The sequence below is a fragment of the Sphingomonas silueang genome (assembly GCF_040049155.1).
Taxonomy (GTDB): domain Bacteria; phylum Pseudomonadota; class Alphaproteobacteria; order Sphingomonadales; family Sphingomonadaceae; genus Sphingomonas; species Sphingomonas silueang.
In genome coordinates, this window is the sequence record NZ_JBDZDK010000005.1 from 123,833 (window position 1) to 140,691 (window position 16,859).

The window sequence follows — 16,859 nt, forward strand, 5'->3', positions numbered from 1 at the left end:
TGGAACGGGATGACTTCAGGTGGCACGTTCGTGCCTCGTCGCGAAGCATCCGCCTCAGGCAGTCCTTCGATACGCCATGTCGACGAGCTCAACAGCTACTCGGGACGAACGGGTACGCATCACGATCGTCGGGCTCTAAAATGCTACAATCGTGGTGAATTCCCACAGGCGCCCCGACCGGAACGCCTCGTCACGCCCCTGCAACGAAGCGTGTTGACAACTTATATCGTATACGATCATACTGTATTCAGTTGATAGGGGTGGCGACGATGCGCAAGGCGTTGTTGGGATGGGCAGTGATGACGGCGGCCGTGCCGTCCGCAGCGTGGGCGCAGGTGCCGCCGCCGCTGGTCGACGCCGCCCGGACCTGGCAATCCGCGGTCGAGCCGCCGATGGCGGGCGGCATCCCCGACTATTCGCCCGCCGCTCTGGCCCGCTGGCGGGAACGTCTCGCTGCGGCGCGCGCGACGCTGGCGGCGGTGGATCGGCGGGCGCTGTCGCGCGAGGCGGCGACCGACGCCGCGCTGCTCGACGCGCAGGCGAACGGCCTCGATTTCCAGCTGCGGGTGCTGCGCCCCTGGGCGCGCGATCCCGGCTTCTATGCCACCGTCATCGCCGACCGGAGCGACGTTCCCGCGCACGAGGGGCCGTTCGCACCGGTCATCGACCTGTGGCGCTATCGCTTTCCGCTGTCGGCGGCGGATGCCACGGCGCTGGACGCGGCGCTGCGCACCGTGCCGCCGCTGCTGGCCGCCGCGCGGCGCAACCTGGCCGACAGCAACGCGCACGACCTGTTCGCCTATGGCGCACGCGCGTTTCACGAACAGGCGGAACGGCTTGTCGCGCTGGAGGCGGGTACGCTCGACCTGCGCAGCCTTGCCGGGCAACGGCGCGCGGACCTGTCGGGCGAAGGGCGGCGACTGATCCCCGCCATCCGGGCCGCGCGCGAGGCGAGCGAGCGGTTCGCCGCCTGGGTCGAGGCGGAGGCCCCGAAGCGGACCGGCCCGTCGGGCGTCGGGCGCGACCATTATGACTGGGCGGCGCGCCATGTCTATCTGTCGCCCTACGACTGGGCGGCGCAGGAGGCGTTGCTCAGGCGCGAACTGTCGCGCGCCTGGGCCGGGCTGGCGCTGGAGGAAGTGCGCAACCGCGGGTTGCCGCCGCTCGCGATGCCGGACGACGCCGCCGCCTTCGACCGGCTGTCGCTGGACAAGGCGAAGCGCTTCACCGGCTTCCTGATCGACAAGCGGTTCGTGGCCGACACTCCCGCGTACCGCGCGGCGGTCCCGGCGCAACTGGTGCGCTACACCCCGCCCGCCGGACGCAATTTCTTCGGCCATGTCGTCGCGGTCGATCCGCTGCCGCTCTACAGCCATTTCTTCCACTGGATCGAACTGGCGCGGCTGGACCATGCGCCGCATCCCGACCCGATCCGCCGGGGCGCCCTGCCCTTCAACATCTGGATGGACCGGTCCGAAGGCGTCGCCACCGCGATGGAAGAGCTGGCGATGCAGGCCGGGCTGTACGACGATCTGCCGCGCGGGCGCGAACTGGTGTGGATCATGCTCGCCAACCGGGCGGCGCGGGGGCTCGCCTCGCTCTATGTGCAGGACAATCGCATGACGCTGGCGGAGGCCGGGCGGTTCCATGCGCGCTGGACGCCGCGCGGCTGGTCGGACCCGGCCAGCCCGCTCGTCGCGTTCGAGCAGCTGCTCTACCTGCGCCAGCCGGGCTATGGCGCCAGCTATATCGTCGGCAAGGCCCAGCTCGACGACCTGCTCTCGCGCGCATCGGAACGGGCGGCGCAGGCGGGAGCGCCGTTCGATGCCGCCGCCGTGATCCGCGACCTGGGCGCGCCGGGGGTGATCCCGCTGTCGCTGATCGAAACCGAAATGATGGGGAGGGAATCGTGATGCGCCGTTGGCTCATGCTGGGGGCGGCGCTCGCCGCGACGATCGCGGCACCGCTCGCCGCCGGGGAGATGCCGCGGCTGGCGCGGCGCGACGGGCGCACGATGCTGGTCGTCGACGGCAAGCCCTTCTTCATCCTCGCCGCGCAGCTGCATAATTCCAGCGCATGGCCGTCTGAACTGCCGCGCGCATGGTCCGCCGTCGAGGCGATGGCCGCGAACACGGTCGAGGCCCCGGTCTATTGGGAGCAGATGGAGGCGACGCGCGGGCGCTACGACTTCACGCTGGTCGATGCGCTGGTCGCCAGGGCGCGCGGTAGCGGCAAGCGGCTGATCCTGCTGTGGTTCGGCACGTGGAAGAACGGGCAGGCGCATTATGTCCCGGCGTGGATGAAGGCCGATCCGGCGCGCTACCCGCGGATGATCGCCGCCAACGGCCAGCCGGTCGAGGTGATGTCGCCGCACGCCCCCGCCAACCTGGCGGCGGACCGCGACGCCTTCGCCGCGCTGATGCACCACCTGAAAGCGATCGACGGCACCCGGCATACCGTGATCGCGGTGCAGGTGCAGAACGAGCCCGGATCGATCGGCGCGATCCGCGATCACGGCCCCGCCGCCGCGCAGGCCTTTGCCGCGCCGGTCCCCGCCGCGCTCGCCACGCGGCTGGGCAAACCGGTCGGCCTCGACTGGCGGGCGACCTTCGGCCCCGACGCCGACGAGGCGTTCGCCGCATGGGCCACCGCCAGCTACATCGACGCCGTCGCCGCGGCGGGCAAGGCGGCCTATCCGCTGCCGGTCTATGTGAACACGTGGCTGCGCTACAAGGACAAGAAATATCCCGGCATCGACTATCCCAGCGGCGGTGCGGTGTGGACGATGTTCGACCTGTGGCGCGCGGTCAGCCCCTCGGTCGATTTCATCGGCACCGACATCTATACCGAGGATGCGGGCGAATATCGCAAGGTGCTGGACCAGTATGCCCGGCCCGACAATCCGTCATGGGTGTCGGAAACCGGGTTCGATGCGGCGACCGCGCCGTTCCTGTTCTATGTCCTCGAACGCGGCGGAATCGGCTTTTCGGTATTCGGGATCGATACCGATCCGGTGACCCCTGCCAATGAAGCCGCGATCGCCGCGCACCGCGCCAATTTCGCGCTGATCGATCCGATCCGCGACATCGTCGCGCAGGCCGCGTTCGACCGTCGGCTGTTCGCCGCCGTCGAGGAGCCGGGCCGCGCCAAACAGTCGATCGCGCTGGGCGACGGCTGGCGCGCCGACATCGCCTTCGGTCCGCCGCCGTGGGGCGATACGCCCGCGATCGTCGCCAATTCGCCGAAACGGTCGGGCCGGGCGATGCTGATCCGCATGCCCGACGGCAGCCTGCTGGTGTCCGGCATCGACGCGCGCGTCGAGCTGCGCCGCGACGAGAGCGACGGTCGCCACGGCCAGCTGCTGCGGGTCGAGGAAGGCACCTACGCGGACGGGGCGTGGACGGCGCGCCGCTGGCTGAACGGCGACGAGACCGATTACGGATTCAATTTCGGTGCCACGCCCCGGCTCATCCGGGCGACGACCGGCACCTACTGAGGGATCGAGCGACAGGCGGCCCGGCAGAGGCCCGCCGCGCAATCGACGCAGGAGCGGAGGAGCAACCACAAGGAGACCGAAGATGAAGGGGGACCGATCGATGAGTCTTGCGCTGGCGACGATGCGGCATCGCGCCTGTCTGGGCGTGGCGCTGGGGGCGATGGCGGCGGCGATGCCCGCCCATGCGCAGACCGCACCCGCGCCTGCCGATCCGGCCGGACAGGCGGCACCGGACGACGACACGAGCGGCGGCGAGATCGTCGTCACCGGATCGCGCATCCGCCGCGATCCCCTGGCGCAGGCGACGCCGCTGACCACCGTCGACAGCACCGACATCGCCCGCACCGGCCTGTCGTCGATCGGCGACGTGCTCCAGCGGCTCCCCGGCGCGGCGGGCGGGCTGAACTCGCGCTTCAACCGTTCGGGCAACAACGGCAACCCGCCCGACGGCGGCGGCGTGGGCGCCGGTTCGACGGAAATCGACCTGCGCTATCTCGGCAGCCGCCGCACGCTGGTGCTGCTCGACGGACAGCGCTTCATCAACGGCACCGCGGCCAGCGGCGTGCCCGGCGCGGTCGACCTCAACGCCATCCCCGACAGCATGATCGAACGGATCGAGGTGCTGCGCGACGGCGCATCGACGACCTATGGCTCGGACGCCATCGCGGGCGTGGTCAACATCATCTCCAAGACGCGACAGAACGGGTTCATCGCCAGCGCGCAGGTCGGCGCCTATCCGCAGGGCGACGGCGTGACGCAGAACTACCAGCTGAGCTGGGGGCATCGCGACGAAGAGGCGGGCGTGTCGCTCGTCGCGGGCGCGAACTACATCAAGCAGGGCGCGGTGTTCGCGGGCGACCGGTCCCATTACGCCTTTCCCAATCCCGGCGCGACCGCCTGCACCTCCAGTTGCAGCTCGGGCACGCCCAACGGCCGCTTCCTGATCAACAATCCGGTGACCGGCGCCGGCATGAACCTGACGCTCAAGTCGAACCCGCTGGTCGTGCCGCGCTTCGACCCGGCCGATCCGACCGGCGCGAACAGCGATTTCAAGCAGTTCACCGTCGCCGACCGGTTCAACTTCCGCCCGTACAACTATCTGCTGACACCGCAGGAGCGGTTCGGCGCATTCGTGAATTTCAAGGCGGACCTCGGCGAAGGGTCGCATTTCAGCACCAGGCTGATCTACAACCGCCGCACGTCGGACAACCAGGCCGCGCCGCTGCCGCTGTTCGTCGGTCCCGATGCGGGCAACGGCAACCTGCTCGACACCATCTCGATCGACCGGACCAACCCGTTCAACCCGTTCGGGGTGACGCTGGCGGCCGGGAATGCGGGGCTGCCGCGCAACTACGACTTCATCGGCCGCCGCTTCGTCGAGAACGGCCCGCGGCATTACAGCCAGGAAGTCAACACCATGTACATCGCCTCGACGCTGGACGGGCAGATCCCGATCGGCGGCGGCACCTGGTACTGGGACGCGAACGTCATCTATGCCGAGAATTCGGCGAAGCAGGTCGCGCACGGCAACGTGAACGCCGCGAACCTCGCGCGGGCACTCGGCCCGGTGGCGAACTGCACCGGCGCGTGCGTGCCGTTCAACATCTTCGGCGGCGAGGGATCGATCACCCGGGCGATGATCGACTATGTCACGTTCGAGCAGCGCGACCGCAGCGAACAGACGATGACCGACGCGACGTTCAACATCACCGGCACGGTGCTCCAGCTTCCCTACGGTCCGCTCGGCCTCGCGGCGGGCTATGAGTTCCGCAAGCAGACCGGATCGTTCACCCCCGATGCGATCGTCGCCGCGGGGCTGGGTTCGGACATTCCCGCACAGCCGACCAGCGGCGCGTTCGACGTGAACGAGATCTACGGCGAACTGAGCATTCCGGTGCTGAAGGACGTGCCGTTCTTCCGCCTGCTCGAAGGGTCGTTCGCGGCGCGCTACTCGGACTATTCGACCAGCGGCACCCGCACGACGATGAAGGGCGGCGTCAGCTGGAAGCCGATCGAGGATCTGCGCCTGCGCGGCACCTGGGCCCAGGGATTCCGCGCGCCCAGCATCGGCGAACTGTTCGGCACGCCCTCGCGCTTCGACGGCGGCGTGAGCGATCCGTGTTCGGACTTCAACAACACCGGCGTTTCGGCGACCGTGAAGACGAACTGCATCGCCCGCGGCGTTCCGGCGAACGGCAGCTATGTGCAGACGAACCAGCAGCTGCCGGTACTGACCGGCGGCAACCGTGCGCTGAAGCCGGAAATCTCGGAGAGCTGGGTGCTCGGCGGCGTCTACAGTCCGTCATGGGCCAGCGGCATCGGGCGGCTGAGCCTCGAGGCGGATTACTACACGATCACCGTCGACAACGCGGTCGCATCGATCGGGGCCGACGTGCTGCTCGCCAACTGCACCCAGACCAACGATCCGGTCGCCTGCGGCGCGATCACCCGCTCCACCTCGGGCGCGATCACCCAGATTCGCGGGCTGTTGCAGAACATCGCGTCGCTCAAGAGCGAGGGCGTCGACCTGACGCTGAACTATCGCTCGCCCGCGGTCGGGGCGGGCACGATCGGGCTGGTCTGGTCGGGCAACATCCTGCTGGAATATTCGACGACGCTGCCGACCGCGACCGGCAGCACCACGCTGGAGCGTCAGGGAACCGAACGCGGCGACCAGGCCTATCCCCGGTTCAAGAGCACCGCGACGCTCGACTGGTCCAGTCCGTCGTTCACCGCCGCGCTGACCGGTCGCTATATCGGTCGCGTCACGGAACCGGGGATCGACGACCGGGTGATGAACCCGACGCTGTATCTGGACGCGCAGGTCGGCTGGGCACCGGCGTTCTGGGAACAGCGGCTGTCGGTGACGCTGGGCGTCAACAACCTGCTGAACCGCCGCGCACCCGACTGCCTGAGCTGCGGCGGGTTCGATCCGACGACCTACGACATGCCCGACCGGTTCGGCTATGCACGGATCGGCGTGAAGTTCTGATGCGAAAACCCCCGCGACGGCGTGCGTCGCGGGGGTTGTTCCTTCGCGATGTTCCGCAGGCTCAGCCCCGGCGCAGGCCGTGTTTCAGCCGGACCTCGCCCTCGCTCCACCACAGGGTCCATGTCGTGACGTCGGCGCTGCTGCCCAGCGGGCGGAGCCAGGCGTCGTACACCCCCTCCAGCACCGGGCGCATCAGCCCTTCGGTAGCGTTGCCGAGCAGGGGGGCGAGGCCGCGCACCGCATCGTTGTGGATGATGACGATGCCGTCCGCCGCCATCTCGAACCGCGCCTCGCCGCTGCCATATTCCATCCACACCCGGTTCACCGCGCCGGTCAGCGCCGCAAGGTCGTCGACCACGCCGACCGGATGGATCGCCGCGATCCGTGCGCCGACCGCGCGATAGAAGGCGGCCTGCTGCCCGCGCGGCGTGGTGGCGGCGATCTCGGCGGCGACCCCGCTCAGCAGCAATGCGGCGGTGCTGGTCTCGATCGCGCGTTCGTCGGCCCATGGCGGCATGGCGGTCATCTGGCTCCTCCCAACGACTGGCGCAGCTCGAACGTCGAGCGATATTCGTCATAGGTGCCGAACGTACTGACACTGGCGGTGGCTCCGACCCGCGTGTTCGGCGTGATACGATAATAGAGCGAGCCGTCGGCGGCAAAGGCAAAACCCGTGACGCTCAGGCTGTCATAATAGGAACGCACGTCGCTGTCCTGTGCCTTGAGTGCATCCAGGCTTGCCTGCGCCGCAGGATCGGTGGGATAGATCGGCGCGCGATCCTGCTCGAAGCTCTGATAGCCCGGCGCCCCCGCCAGCCGCGCCTCCCAGCGCCTGCCGGTATAGGTGTAGCGCACCGGCAGGCTCATGCTCAGGAAGCTCTGCGGGCTGAAATAGCCGCCATGGCCGAAGGTGAAATAATTCTGGTTGTTGTCGAACGCCTGCCAGTTGACGTTGATCCCGGCGGTGAAGTTGGACGTGCCGTCGCGATAGATCGGCAGATAGCCGCCGATGTTCGCCTGATAGCCGCGGTTGTCGCGGACGTTGTCGCCCGTATAGCGATAGCCCGAGATATCGCCGTAGATGCCGACCCCGTCGCTGTCCCACGACAGCGACGCACCGCCGCCGGTGCGCAGCACCTGCCCCCAGCGCGCGCCCGTCACCGGATCGCGCGTGCCCGCGTAGGAGGCGATGCTGTCGCTCACCGCCTCGCGCCGGACCCAGCCCTGGGCCGACACGGTGCTGGACAGGCGCGGCCGGGCGGTGAAGCCCCATGTCACCTTGGTATCGTCGAACCCGATCGGCGTGGTCCCCACCTCGATCCGCACGGCCGGACTGTCGTAGCTGGCCTGCACCGCCACGCCCGAGGCATGCTGCGTCTCCGCCTGGGTCAGCCGCGCCGCCTCGCGCGCGACGATCGCCTCGGCCTCCGGCGTCGCGTTGCGGCCGAAGCGGGCGAGCGCCGATCCGGTCGGGCGGCCCGAATCGATCACCACCGGCGTGGCGGCGATGCCGATACGGCCGCCGCCGACCGTGGTCGAGGCCCGCACCGTGCCCGACAGTTCGCGCAACTGGCTGAGCCCCGTCTCGCCCGAGCGCTCGCGATAGCCGAGCGTCATGTCGATGCGCGGGCCGCTGTCCCCGGCCTGGCGGGTGATCTCGGCGCGCAGCCGTTGCAGTTCGGGGTCGCCGACCGTCGCCGCAGGCGCGGTGAAGGCGCTCGCCGCCTGTCCGCCCGGCGCCATGGCGGGGATCTTCCCGCCGCTCAGCGCAAAGGGATTGACGTTCGCCGCCGGTGCCGCCGCCTCGGCGGTGCGGAACGGATTGGTGCCGGTCGGGCTCGCCGCGAACGGATTGCCGCTCGCCGCCACCGCGCCGCGCACCGCGCCGCTGCGCGCGGCATAGGCTGCCTCGCCCCGCTTCAGATAGCGCCGCGCCGCACCGGTGTTGCCGCGCGCCTGCTCCATCTGCCCCGCCGCCGCATAGACCTGCGGATCGTCGGGAAAGGCCTGGAGCGCGCGCTCCACGGTCGCGACGGCGAGGTCGTGGTCCCCCGCCGCCCCCGCCGCACCGATCAGCCCGGTCAGCGCGCCCTTGTCGCGCGGATTGCGCGCCAGCGCCAGCTGATAGGTCTGCGCCGCCTGCGACGGCATGTTGCCCGACTGATAGAGGCGACCGAGCGCCGCCAGCACTTCCGGATCGTTCGGCGCGGCGGTCCATGCCTGCTGCAACAGGTCGAACGCCGGGGCATATTGCCCGGCAAGGCGCAGCTTGTCCGCCTGCCCCGCCGCCGCGATCGCCTGAAGCCGCGCGACCTCCGCCTCGCCGCCCGCCGATCCCGCCCCGGCGCTGCGCGCGCGGGCGATGGCGTCCGTCACCGCCGCATCCTCGCCGCCGCGCGCGAAGATGCGGACGATCGGTTCATAGTCGGCGGGGCTGGCGGGCGATGCCGCCAGCGCGCGCTGCGCCAGCGGCACCGCGCCCGCGCTGTCGCCCAGTTCGTCGAGCGCACCCGCCACACTGGACAGCGACGCCGCCGACAGGCCCGGCGTGTCGCCGATCCCGCGCAGCGCCGCCACCGCTTCCCCGCCCCGGCCCTGCGCCGCGAGGGAACGGGCACGGGCGATGGCGGCGTCGACGGTCAACTGCCCCTCGAACCGGCGGATCGCGGCGGTCCGCTGTCCCTCCGGAATCCGGGCGAGCATGGCATTCGCCTGCGTCAGGCGACCGAGCTGGGCATGCAGCATCGCGGCGGCATAGTTCGCGTCCGCCGACCCGATCGTCTGGAGCGACTGGATCAGCGAATCCGCTTCCGGCACGCGCCCGCGCGCCAGCAGGTAGCGGGCGAATTCATAGCGGATCCACGGATCGCTCTGGTCGATCTGAAGGCCGCGCTGGAACTGCGCCTCGGCGGCCTGCGTGTCGCCGCGCTGGACCGCCTGCAACGCCGCATCGCGTGCCACGCGCGCCTGCAACTGCTTCTCGGTGCCGCCCGCCGCCCCGGCCTGGCGCGCGAGGTCGGCGGCGTCGGCATAGCGCCCCTGCCGTTCGTAGATGTCCGCCAGCAGCGCCAGCGCCGGTCCCCGGTCGCGCACCGACAGGCGGGCGAGCTGCTCCGCATCGGTCTGCGCGCCGAGGACGTCGCCGCGTTCCAGCTTGTCGCGCGCCTCCGCCAGCCCGGCGAAAAAGCGTGCCGAGGCGAGCGCCTCCGCCCAGCGCGACGCATTGCCGCGCGACGAGGCGCGGGTCAGCAGCCGCGCCGCATCGGCGAAGCGCGACTGGCGCAGGCGGACGATGCCGAGGCCGCCCGACGCATCGGCATCATTGGCGTTGACCGCCAGCGCGCGGTCGAACAGCCGCTCGGCCTGTGCCAGCTGCCCGGCCTCGAGCGCGCGGAACCCCGCCGCGCGGGCATCGCCGCCGCGATCGGGTGCGGTTCGCCGCGACGGCGCGGCGGCGGTCGGGGCCGAAGCCGCGGGCGCGGACGCGCGTGCCGCCGGGGCCGGTTGCGGCGCCCCCGTCAGCACCGGCGCGGGTGCCGGGGTAGGCGACGGCGCAGGCGTCGTCGCCCCGCGCAGCGCCCGCCGCGCCTCTTCATTCCCCGGATCGAGCGCCAGCACCCGGCGATAGGCGGTGCGCGCCAGGTCGGCCCGCCCCTTGCCCTGCCAGTAGCGCCCCTGTTGCAGCAGCGCGGCGACACCGGGCTGGGCGACGGCGGGTATGGTCACCGCCGCCTGAGCCAGCAGCAGCGCGATCGTCGTGCGGCGCATCATGCCTTGTCCTCTCCCAGTCGCTTGGCCTGTTGCCGCCTGAGCAGCAGATACAGCGGCCCGGCCAGCAGGATCGCGACCAGCAATCCGCTCAGGCCCATCAACAGCGGGCGCTCGCTGAACCACCACGCCACCCGCATCCATGCGGGCAGCGACCCGCTCCAGTAGCTCTGCCCGACCGCGAAGCTGCGCACGGTATCGCCGGTCGCGACCGACAGGTCGCCCTGCACCTGCGCGTTGGTGCGCTGGTCGGCAAGGCCCTGGACGAGGCCGGGCAGGTCGGTCGGATCGGTCGCCAGCATCGCCACCACCGTCCGCCCCTTGTCATAGGGCGAGCGGAAGCTGACGAAGCCGGTGAAGCGGTCGGCGGTGGTCAGGAAGGCGTTGGTTTCCCCCACATCGTCCTCGCCATAGGGCGAGACGAGGCCGAACACCCGGTCGATCACGTTGCGCTCGGTCACGCGGATGCGGCCGTTCTGGATCGATACCGGCGCCCCCTCGAACAGGCCGGACAGGTTGTTCGACGGCGTGCCGACCACCAGCACGTCGCGCCCGGTCAGCGCGTCCGAACTGGCCGATCGTTCGACCGCCACCGCCGTCGTCGGTGCGCCCGTCGCATCGCCGAACCGGCCCATCAGCGTCAGATACGCCTCGACGGTCGCGGCATCGGCATTGGCGGGGAGCAGTACCGTCGTCTCGCCGAGGTCGGGGCTGACCGTGAAGGGATAGCCCGCGTTGGCGAAGGTCGCGAGCGAGGGCATGCGCGCCGCGTGATAGGCATGGGTCAGGTCGATCTCGGTATCGGGATCGATCGCGACCCGCACATTCTCGGGCAGCGTGCCTTCGCACTTCTTCTTGTTGGCGATGATGAGGTTGTAGTCGAAGATCAGCTCGTTCTGGCCGAACAGGTTATAGCTCGGCAGTACGACGCTGGCGGTGCCGGTGTTGCTGGTCGCGCCGTCGGCCTGCCCCAGCAGCCGCTGCCACCATCCCGCCCCGGCGAGCGACAGGGTGCGCAGATACTGGTTGTTGATCGAGATATCGAGCCGCGACGCCCGCCGGTCGAGCCACGACGCGGTCGGATAGCGATAGCGCAGGTCGAGCCGTGCGCCCTCGCGCGGCCAGAAGAACAGGTCGGGCGCGACGCGGAAGCCCGCGGTCAGCGGCCCCGGCGGCAGGCCGACGCCCTGCAGGCTGCGCGGATCGACCAGTTCGCCCAGCTTCACCGGCCGGTCGGAGCGCAGCCAGCGCGGCGCGCCATAGCGTTCCCATGTCGGGATGCGCACCCCGTCGAACCGCGCCGACGCACCGCCGATGGTGCCGCGCCCCACCGCCAGCGCGGCGGCGGCCAGCTTCATCTCGCGTTCGTCGCGACCCATCACCAGCAACAGCTCGCCGAACGGGTCATAGGGGTTGCGGATCACGATGGCCGAGGGTCCGGCAATCGTCGGCACGAAATCGCCGATGCGCATGCCGGGCCGCATGAACACGATCGCATTGCCGCGCGGGATCGCGCCGAAGCTGGGCTTGAACGCGAAGCCGCGATAGCTGGCGAGGCGGCCGAACCACGACGCCACGCTCGCCGCCGCCTCCAGCTCGCCGTCGGTCGGCGAGGCGGCGAACACGAACGGCAGCCGCAGCGGCAGATTGTCCGACCGGTCGAAGAACGGCGCGGGCAGCCGCGCGAGATCGGGGTTGAGCGGCAGCGTCTGGATCGTCAGGTCGAAAGCCGACCGCGTGTTGCTGACATTGGCCCATAGCGAGCTGTGGAACGGGTCCTCGCAATCGCGGGCATAATGGCCGACCAGCCGCAGGTTGAGCTGGTTGTCGCCCGGCAGGAACAGCGCGGGGTTGACCGGGATCGTGACCTGCTGCCCGCCCGCGCCGTCGGGGGCGAGGCGAAGGGTGCGCACGACCTCGCCGTTGAGGATCACGACCAGCTGGCTCAGATCGCCCAGCAGCGCGGGCGACCACGCGAGGTTCAGCGTCAGATTGGCGTTCGTCACCACCTCGTTGGCGCGCAGGCCGAAGGGGATGGCGATCTCGCCGCGCGTGCCCGCCAGCCGGATCGCCTGGCGCACGCGCAGGTCGCGGAAGCTCAGCCGTTCCTGCCGCACGCCGCGGACGCCGGGCTGCGCTTCGGTGGTCTCGACCGGCTGCGCGGCGGCCTGCGCCACGGCGGGTCGCGGCAGGGCGAGCGTGCCGCCGATGCCGACCAGCGCCGCGACCGCCGCCGCCTTCGCCAGCCCCGCGGTCTTCGCCTTGGCCGCCAGCGCCTGGCGTTCCTGCCGGCGTTCGGCACGGTTGAGGCCCAGCAGGCGCTTGAGCGTCAGCAGATCGACCTTCACGATGTCCCCCAGCGATTGCAGCGTGGATACGGGTGCCAACGGCCCGGCGGGTTGCCACGCATCGCTGCGCCCCATCACCGCGCGTACCAGTTGGCGTTGTTGCAGCACGTCCAGCTCCCGGAATTGCAGGTTCAGCACCTGCTTGCCCATCCGCTGCAACCGTACCGGCAGCGTCAGCATCTCGTCGCCCATCGGCAGCGCGACATGGGTGACTTCGCGGTCGCGCAGCACCACGTCCCGGGGCGCGGCGATCGCGAGGCCGCCCATCGACAGGTCGATGGTGCGCGCCTCCACCACATGGCCGTCCGCGAAATACAGCGTGCCCGGCAGCTCGACCGGGATGCGGATATATTCGCGCACCTGCCGCGTCTCGCGCGCGACCGACACCGCGGCCAGCAGGATGACGAGGCTGAAGACCGCCCAGGCGGTGTTCAGCAGCAGCGTATCGCCCTGGATGTTGAACAGGTGCGGGAAGAACAGCCACTTCACCAGCCCGAACACGATCCCGAACAGCACGAGGCCGATGCAGATCAGGTGCGGCTTGACCGTCGCGATGTCGAAATGCGTCTTGTCGAGCAGCGAGCCCTTGTCGGTCACGTTGAACTTGCCGCCGTGCGGGCGGAACAGCGTCCACACGGTCGGCTTGGCGAGGTGGAAGGCGAGGATCGTCTCGTACACCTCGCCCCACAGCGGCCTGCGGTCGCCCCCCTGCAACCGCGCGCCCGACACCTGCGAGCAATAGAGGTGCGCGGCGGCATAGGCGAAGATCATCGACGCGGAGGCGCGGATGATGTTCTCGCCGAGGATCAGATAGGCGAGCGGGCTGGTCAGGAACGCGATGCGCGGCAGCGGAAACTGGAAGTGCAGCATCGCGTTCAGGTAGCAGAGCCGCTGCTGGAGGCTCAGGCCGCGCCCGAACAGCGGATTGTCGATGCGCAGGATCTGGGTCATGCCGCGCGCCCAGCGGATGCGCTGGCCGATGTGCAGCACCAGCCGCTCGGTCGCGAGGCCCGCCGACAGCCGCATGCCGAGATAGGCGGTCGACCAGCCCTTGCGCTGCAATTTCAATGCGGTGTGCGCATCTTCCGTCACCGTCTCGAACGCGAAGCCGCCGGTATCGGCCAGCGCCGCGCGGCGGATGATCGCGCACGATCCGCAGAAGAAGGCCGCGTCCCACAGGTCGTTGCCGCGCTGCACCGCGCCGTAGAACAGGTCGCCCTCGCCCGGCAGGTCCTTCACCGATCCCAGGTTGCGCTGCACCGGATCGGGCGAATAGAAATGGTGCGGCGTCTGCACCAGCGCCAGCTTGCGGTCGCGCTGGAACCAGCCGACCGTCATCTGGAGGAAGGCGCGCGTCGGCACGTGGTCGCAGTCGAAGATCGCGATCAGCGACCCGTCGGTGCGCGACATGGCGGCGTTCAGATTGCCCGCCTTGGCATGGTTGTTGTCCGAACGGGTGACATAGCCGCAACCTGCCGCCCGCGCGAACGCCCGGAATTCGGGGCGGCGTCCGTCGTCGAGCAGATAGACGCGGAACCGGTCGCGCGGATAATCCATGTCCATCGCCGCCAGCACCGTGTTGCGCACGATGTCGAGGCTTTCGTTATAGGTCGGGACATAGACGTCGACCGTCGGCCATTGTTCGGGCGGCCCGTCCAGCTCCACCGCCTCGCGCTCCATCGGCCATGCGGTCTGCACCACGCCGAGCGCGAGGATGACCCACGCATAGAGTTCGGCCATGTACAGCCCGATGCCCAGCGCCGCGCCGATCGGCCCGTCGAACTCCAGCGTCGTCGTCGTCCGCCAGAACAGGTAACGGGTCGATGCCAGCAGCGACAGCAGCGCCAGCACCAGCGTCGCCCGGCGCGTCTGCATCCGCCCGAGCACGATCGCGCCGACGATGGTGACGCCGGCGAAGATCCACTGCGATTGCAGGTCGAGCGGGACCGTCACCACGATCAGCGCGAGCAGGCCGAGCGCGGCCAGCATCAGCAGTTGCGGGACCGCCGCGACCCTCATGCCGCATCCTCCTGAATCGTCAGGCCGCAGCGCGCCTCGATCGCGACCGCCAGCGCGGCGAGATCGGGCAGGACCACGCTCTGCGGCGCATAGCGCGCGATCGGCTGGAACGACGCCAGCGCCTCGTTCACCGCTTCGTCGCGGCGGACCGCGGCGATCATCCGGTCGTCGAACAGCTCGCGCAGGAACAACTGGCTGTGGCGCGACAATTTGCGGGTGTCGTCGGCCTGGTTGAGCACGAAGGCGGTCGATTCGAGGTCGATCGCCGCCACGTCGCTCCGCACCCGCGCAAGGCCCGCGAGCGACACCGGCTGCGGCATCAGCACGCACAGGTGCAGCGCCGCCAGCGGCAGCAGCGCGTCGCGCGTGGCGAGATCGGCGGAGGCGACGTCGGCCACCACCACCCGGTCGCCCAGCAGCGCGCCCGCGCCGCGCCCGCCGCGGGTCATCGCCCCGCCCTGCACGAAGCTGTAGCCCTGGAGCAGTTCGACGCCCTCGACGATGATGCCCTCGTCGTCGGCCTCGCCGATTTCCGGCACCGCCTGCGTCGGCAGCATGCCGAAGAACAGCTTGAGCGCATCGGCATGGGTGAAGTCCACCGCCGTCACCTGATGCCCGCGTGCGGCCAGCCCCAGCGACAGGTGCGCCGCGATGAAGCTGGTTCCCACCCCGCCGGTCGGCGCATGACACAGGATCAGCGGCATCTCAGCGCCCTCCCCGGCGATCGTCGGACAGGCCCGACAGGAAGGCGCGCAGGTTGCCCGATGCAGGCGTCTCGCGCGGGGGCGTGGGCGGCGTGTTCGTCGCATAGCGCGCGAACATCGGCGCCATCGGCGGCGGCACCGCCCGCTCCGTCTCGCGCTGCGCCACGCCGACCACGCGCGGATCCTCCAGCAGCGCGGCGAACAGCGGCCACGGCTCCAGATCCGAAATCGGATCGGCGAAGGCTTCATATCGGAAACCGGGTTTCCCGAGCTTGTCGAGAAGAGCGCTCACATCGCGTCGCATATCGCTTCCTTCCGGTGATACGCCATGCGGCAAAAGGTTCTTACAGTTGGTTAATACCGGGCCCGTTCCAACAAAATCAGTTATTTGTCCGGTCCGGCCGGCGATCAGCCCGCAACCAGCGCGGCATCGCGCAGGCCGCGCCACACGCGAATCGCCTGTACGCTTTCGATCACGTCATGCACGCGGACCATCTGGGCCCCGCGTTCGATCCCCGCCAATGCCAGCGCAACCGACCCGCCCAGCCGTTGTTCGGCCGGTGCCTCGTTCGCGAGCGCGCCGATCATGCGCTTGCGGCTCGCGCCGAGCAAGAGCGGACAGCCAAGGCCGTGGAACAGCGAAAGGCCGTTCACCAGCGCCAGATTGTCGGACAGCGCCTTGCCGAAGCCGATGCCCGGATCGACCATGATCCGCGCGGGATCGACCCCGGCGGCAACGACCGCCGCCACCCGCCCCTCCAGCCAGTCGAACACGTCGAGCAGCGCGTCGCGGTACCCTTCGCCGCCGTGCGGCCCCTGCGCCGGGGCGGGCGAATGCATCAGCACCACCGGGCAGCCGCGCGCCGCGACCAGCGGCAGCGCCCGGTCGTCCCATGCCAGCGCGGCGACATCGTTGACGACATGCGCCCCCGCGTCGAGCGCGGCGGCCATCACGCCTGCCTTGCGCGTATCGACCGATACCGCGACCCCGGCCGCCGCCAGCCGCTGCGCGACCGGCACGACGCGGGCGATCTCGTCGTCTTCCCACACGGTCGCCGCGCCGGGGCGGGTCGATTCCCCGCCGAGGTCGATCAGCGCCGCCCCCGCCGCCGCCATCGCGACTCCCGCCGCCGCCGCGTCCGCCGGATCGCCGACATGCGCGCCGCCGTCCGAGAAGCTGTCGGGGGTGACGTTCAATATGCCCATGACCTGCGGCTGGTCGAACCGGATCACCCGTTCGCCCAGCACCAGCGGCGCGCGCGGGGCGACGATGCGCGCGTGGAGCAGCCGCGCCCGCCCGGCTTCGGCGGCGGGCAGGCGTTCGACCCATGCCGCGAAATCCTCGACCGGCACGACCTCCCGCCGCCCGCCCCGCCACCGCGCCTCATAGGCGGCGAACCAGAGCATCCCCCCGGCCAGTCGCTGCACGCTGCCCTCGGGCAGGCCCACGGGGGTATCGACGAAGCGGACGGGGCGGAGATAGGGGTTCATGCCCCGCCCCTGCCCGGTGGCGGGGACGGGATCAACCGGCT

Annotated in this window: 9 protein-coding genes; 3 read left to right on the plus strand and 6 right to left on the minus strand. The window is 70.3% G+C overall.

The features are described 5' to 3' along the window. Positions 1-299 precede the first annotated feature (299 nt). The 3 genes from ABLE43_RS07355 to ABLE43_RS07365 all read left to right on the plus strand — a co-directional run bounded on the left by ABLE43_RS07355 (position 300) and on the right by ABLE43_RS07365 (position 6,488). Positions 300-1,913 (plus strand): DUF885 family protein, encoded by a 1,614-nt coding sequence (locus tag ABLE43_RS07355; RefSeq protein ID WP_348977834.1) that lies wholly within the window; start codon positions 300-302, stop codon positions 1,911-1,913. Further along, positions 1,913-3,496, plus strand: coding sequence for a DUF5597 domain-containing protein (locus ABLE43_RS07360; protein ID WP_348977835.1), 1,584 nt, complete (start codon positions 1,913-1,915; stop codon positions 3,494-3,496). The genes ABLE43_RS07355 and ABLE43_RS07360 overlap by 1 nt, the downstream gene beginning before the upstream one ends. Before the next feature lie 82 nt (positions 3,497-3,578). Then, a complete protein-coding gene (locus tag ABLE43_RS07365) occupies positions 3,579-6,488 on the plus strand; it encodes a TonB-dependent receptor domain-containing protein (RefSeq protein ID WP_348977836.1) in 2,910 nt (969 codons plus the stop codon). 61 nt (positions 6,489-6,549) lie between these two features. Here ABLE43_RS07365 and bcsD read toward each other — a convergent pair whose 3' ends face one another. From bcsD to folP, 6 genes are all read right to left on the minus strand, one after another. Then, positions 6,550-7,014 carry a cellulose biosynthesis protein BcsD gene (gene bcsD / locus ABLE43_RS07370; RefSeq protein ID WP_348977837.1) on the minus strand — a complete coding sequence of 155 codons (465 nt, stop codon included), beginning with the start codon at positions 7,012-7,014 and terminating at the stop codon, positions 6,550-6,552. Then, positions 7,011-10,259: a cellulose biosynthesis protein BcsC gene (locus tag ABLE43_RS07375; protein ID WP_348977838.1), complete on the minus strand. Its 3,249-nt coding sequence runs from the start codon at positions 10,257-10,259 to the stop codon at positions 7,011-7,013. The genes bcsD and ABLE43_RS07375 overlap by 4 nt, the downstream gene beginning before the upstream one ends. Next, entirely contained in the window at positions 10,256-14,623 is a 4,368-nt protein-coding gene (gene bcsA, locus ABLE43_RS07380) for a UDP-forming cellulose synthase catalytic subunit (protein ID WP_348977839.1), read from the minus strand. The genes ABLE43_RS07375 and bcsA overlap by 4 nt, the downstream gene beginning before the upstream one ends. Continuing rightward, the gene (locus ABLE43_RS07385) at positions 14,620-15,327 is read right to left on the minus strand and encodes a cellulose synthase operon protein YhjQ/BcsQ (RefSeq protein WP_348977840.1); all 708 of its coding nucleotides are present in this window, start codon (positions 15,325-15,327) and stop codon (positions 14,620-14,622) included. Before ABLE43_RS07385 ends, bcsA begins: the two co-directional genes overlap by 4 nt. 1 nt (position 15,328) lies before the next feature. Then, positions 15,329-15,631 carry a hypothetical protein gene (locus ABLE43_RS07390; RefSeq protein WP_348977841.1) on the minus strand — a complete coding sequence of 101 codons (303 nt, stop codon included), beginning with the start codon at positions 15,629-15,631 and terminating at the stop codon, positions 15,329-15,331. A 104-nt stretch (positions 15,632-15,735) separates the two neighbouring features. Beyond that, positions 15,736-16,818 (minus strand): dihydropteroate synthase, encoded by a 1,083-nt coding sequence (folP, locus tag ABLE43_RS07395; protein ID WP_348977842.1) that lies wholly within the window; start codon positions 16,816-16,818, stop codon positions 15,736-15,738. Between the last annotated feature and the right edge of the window lie 41 nt (positions 16,819-16,859).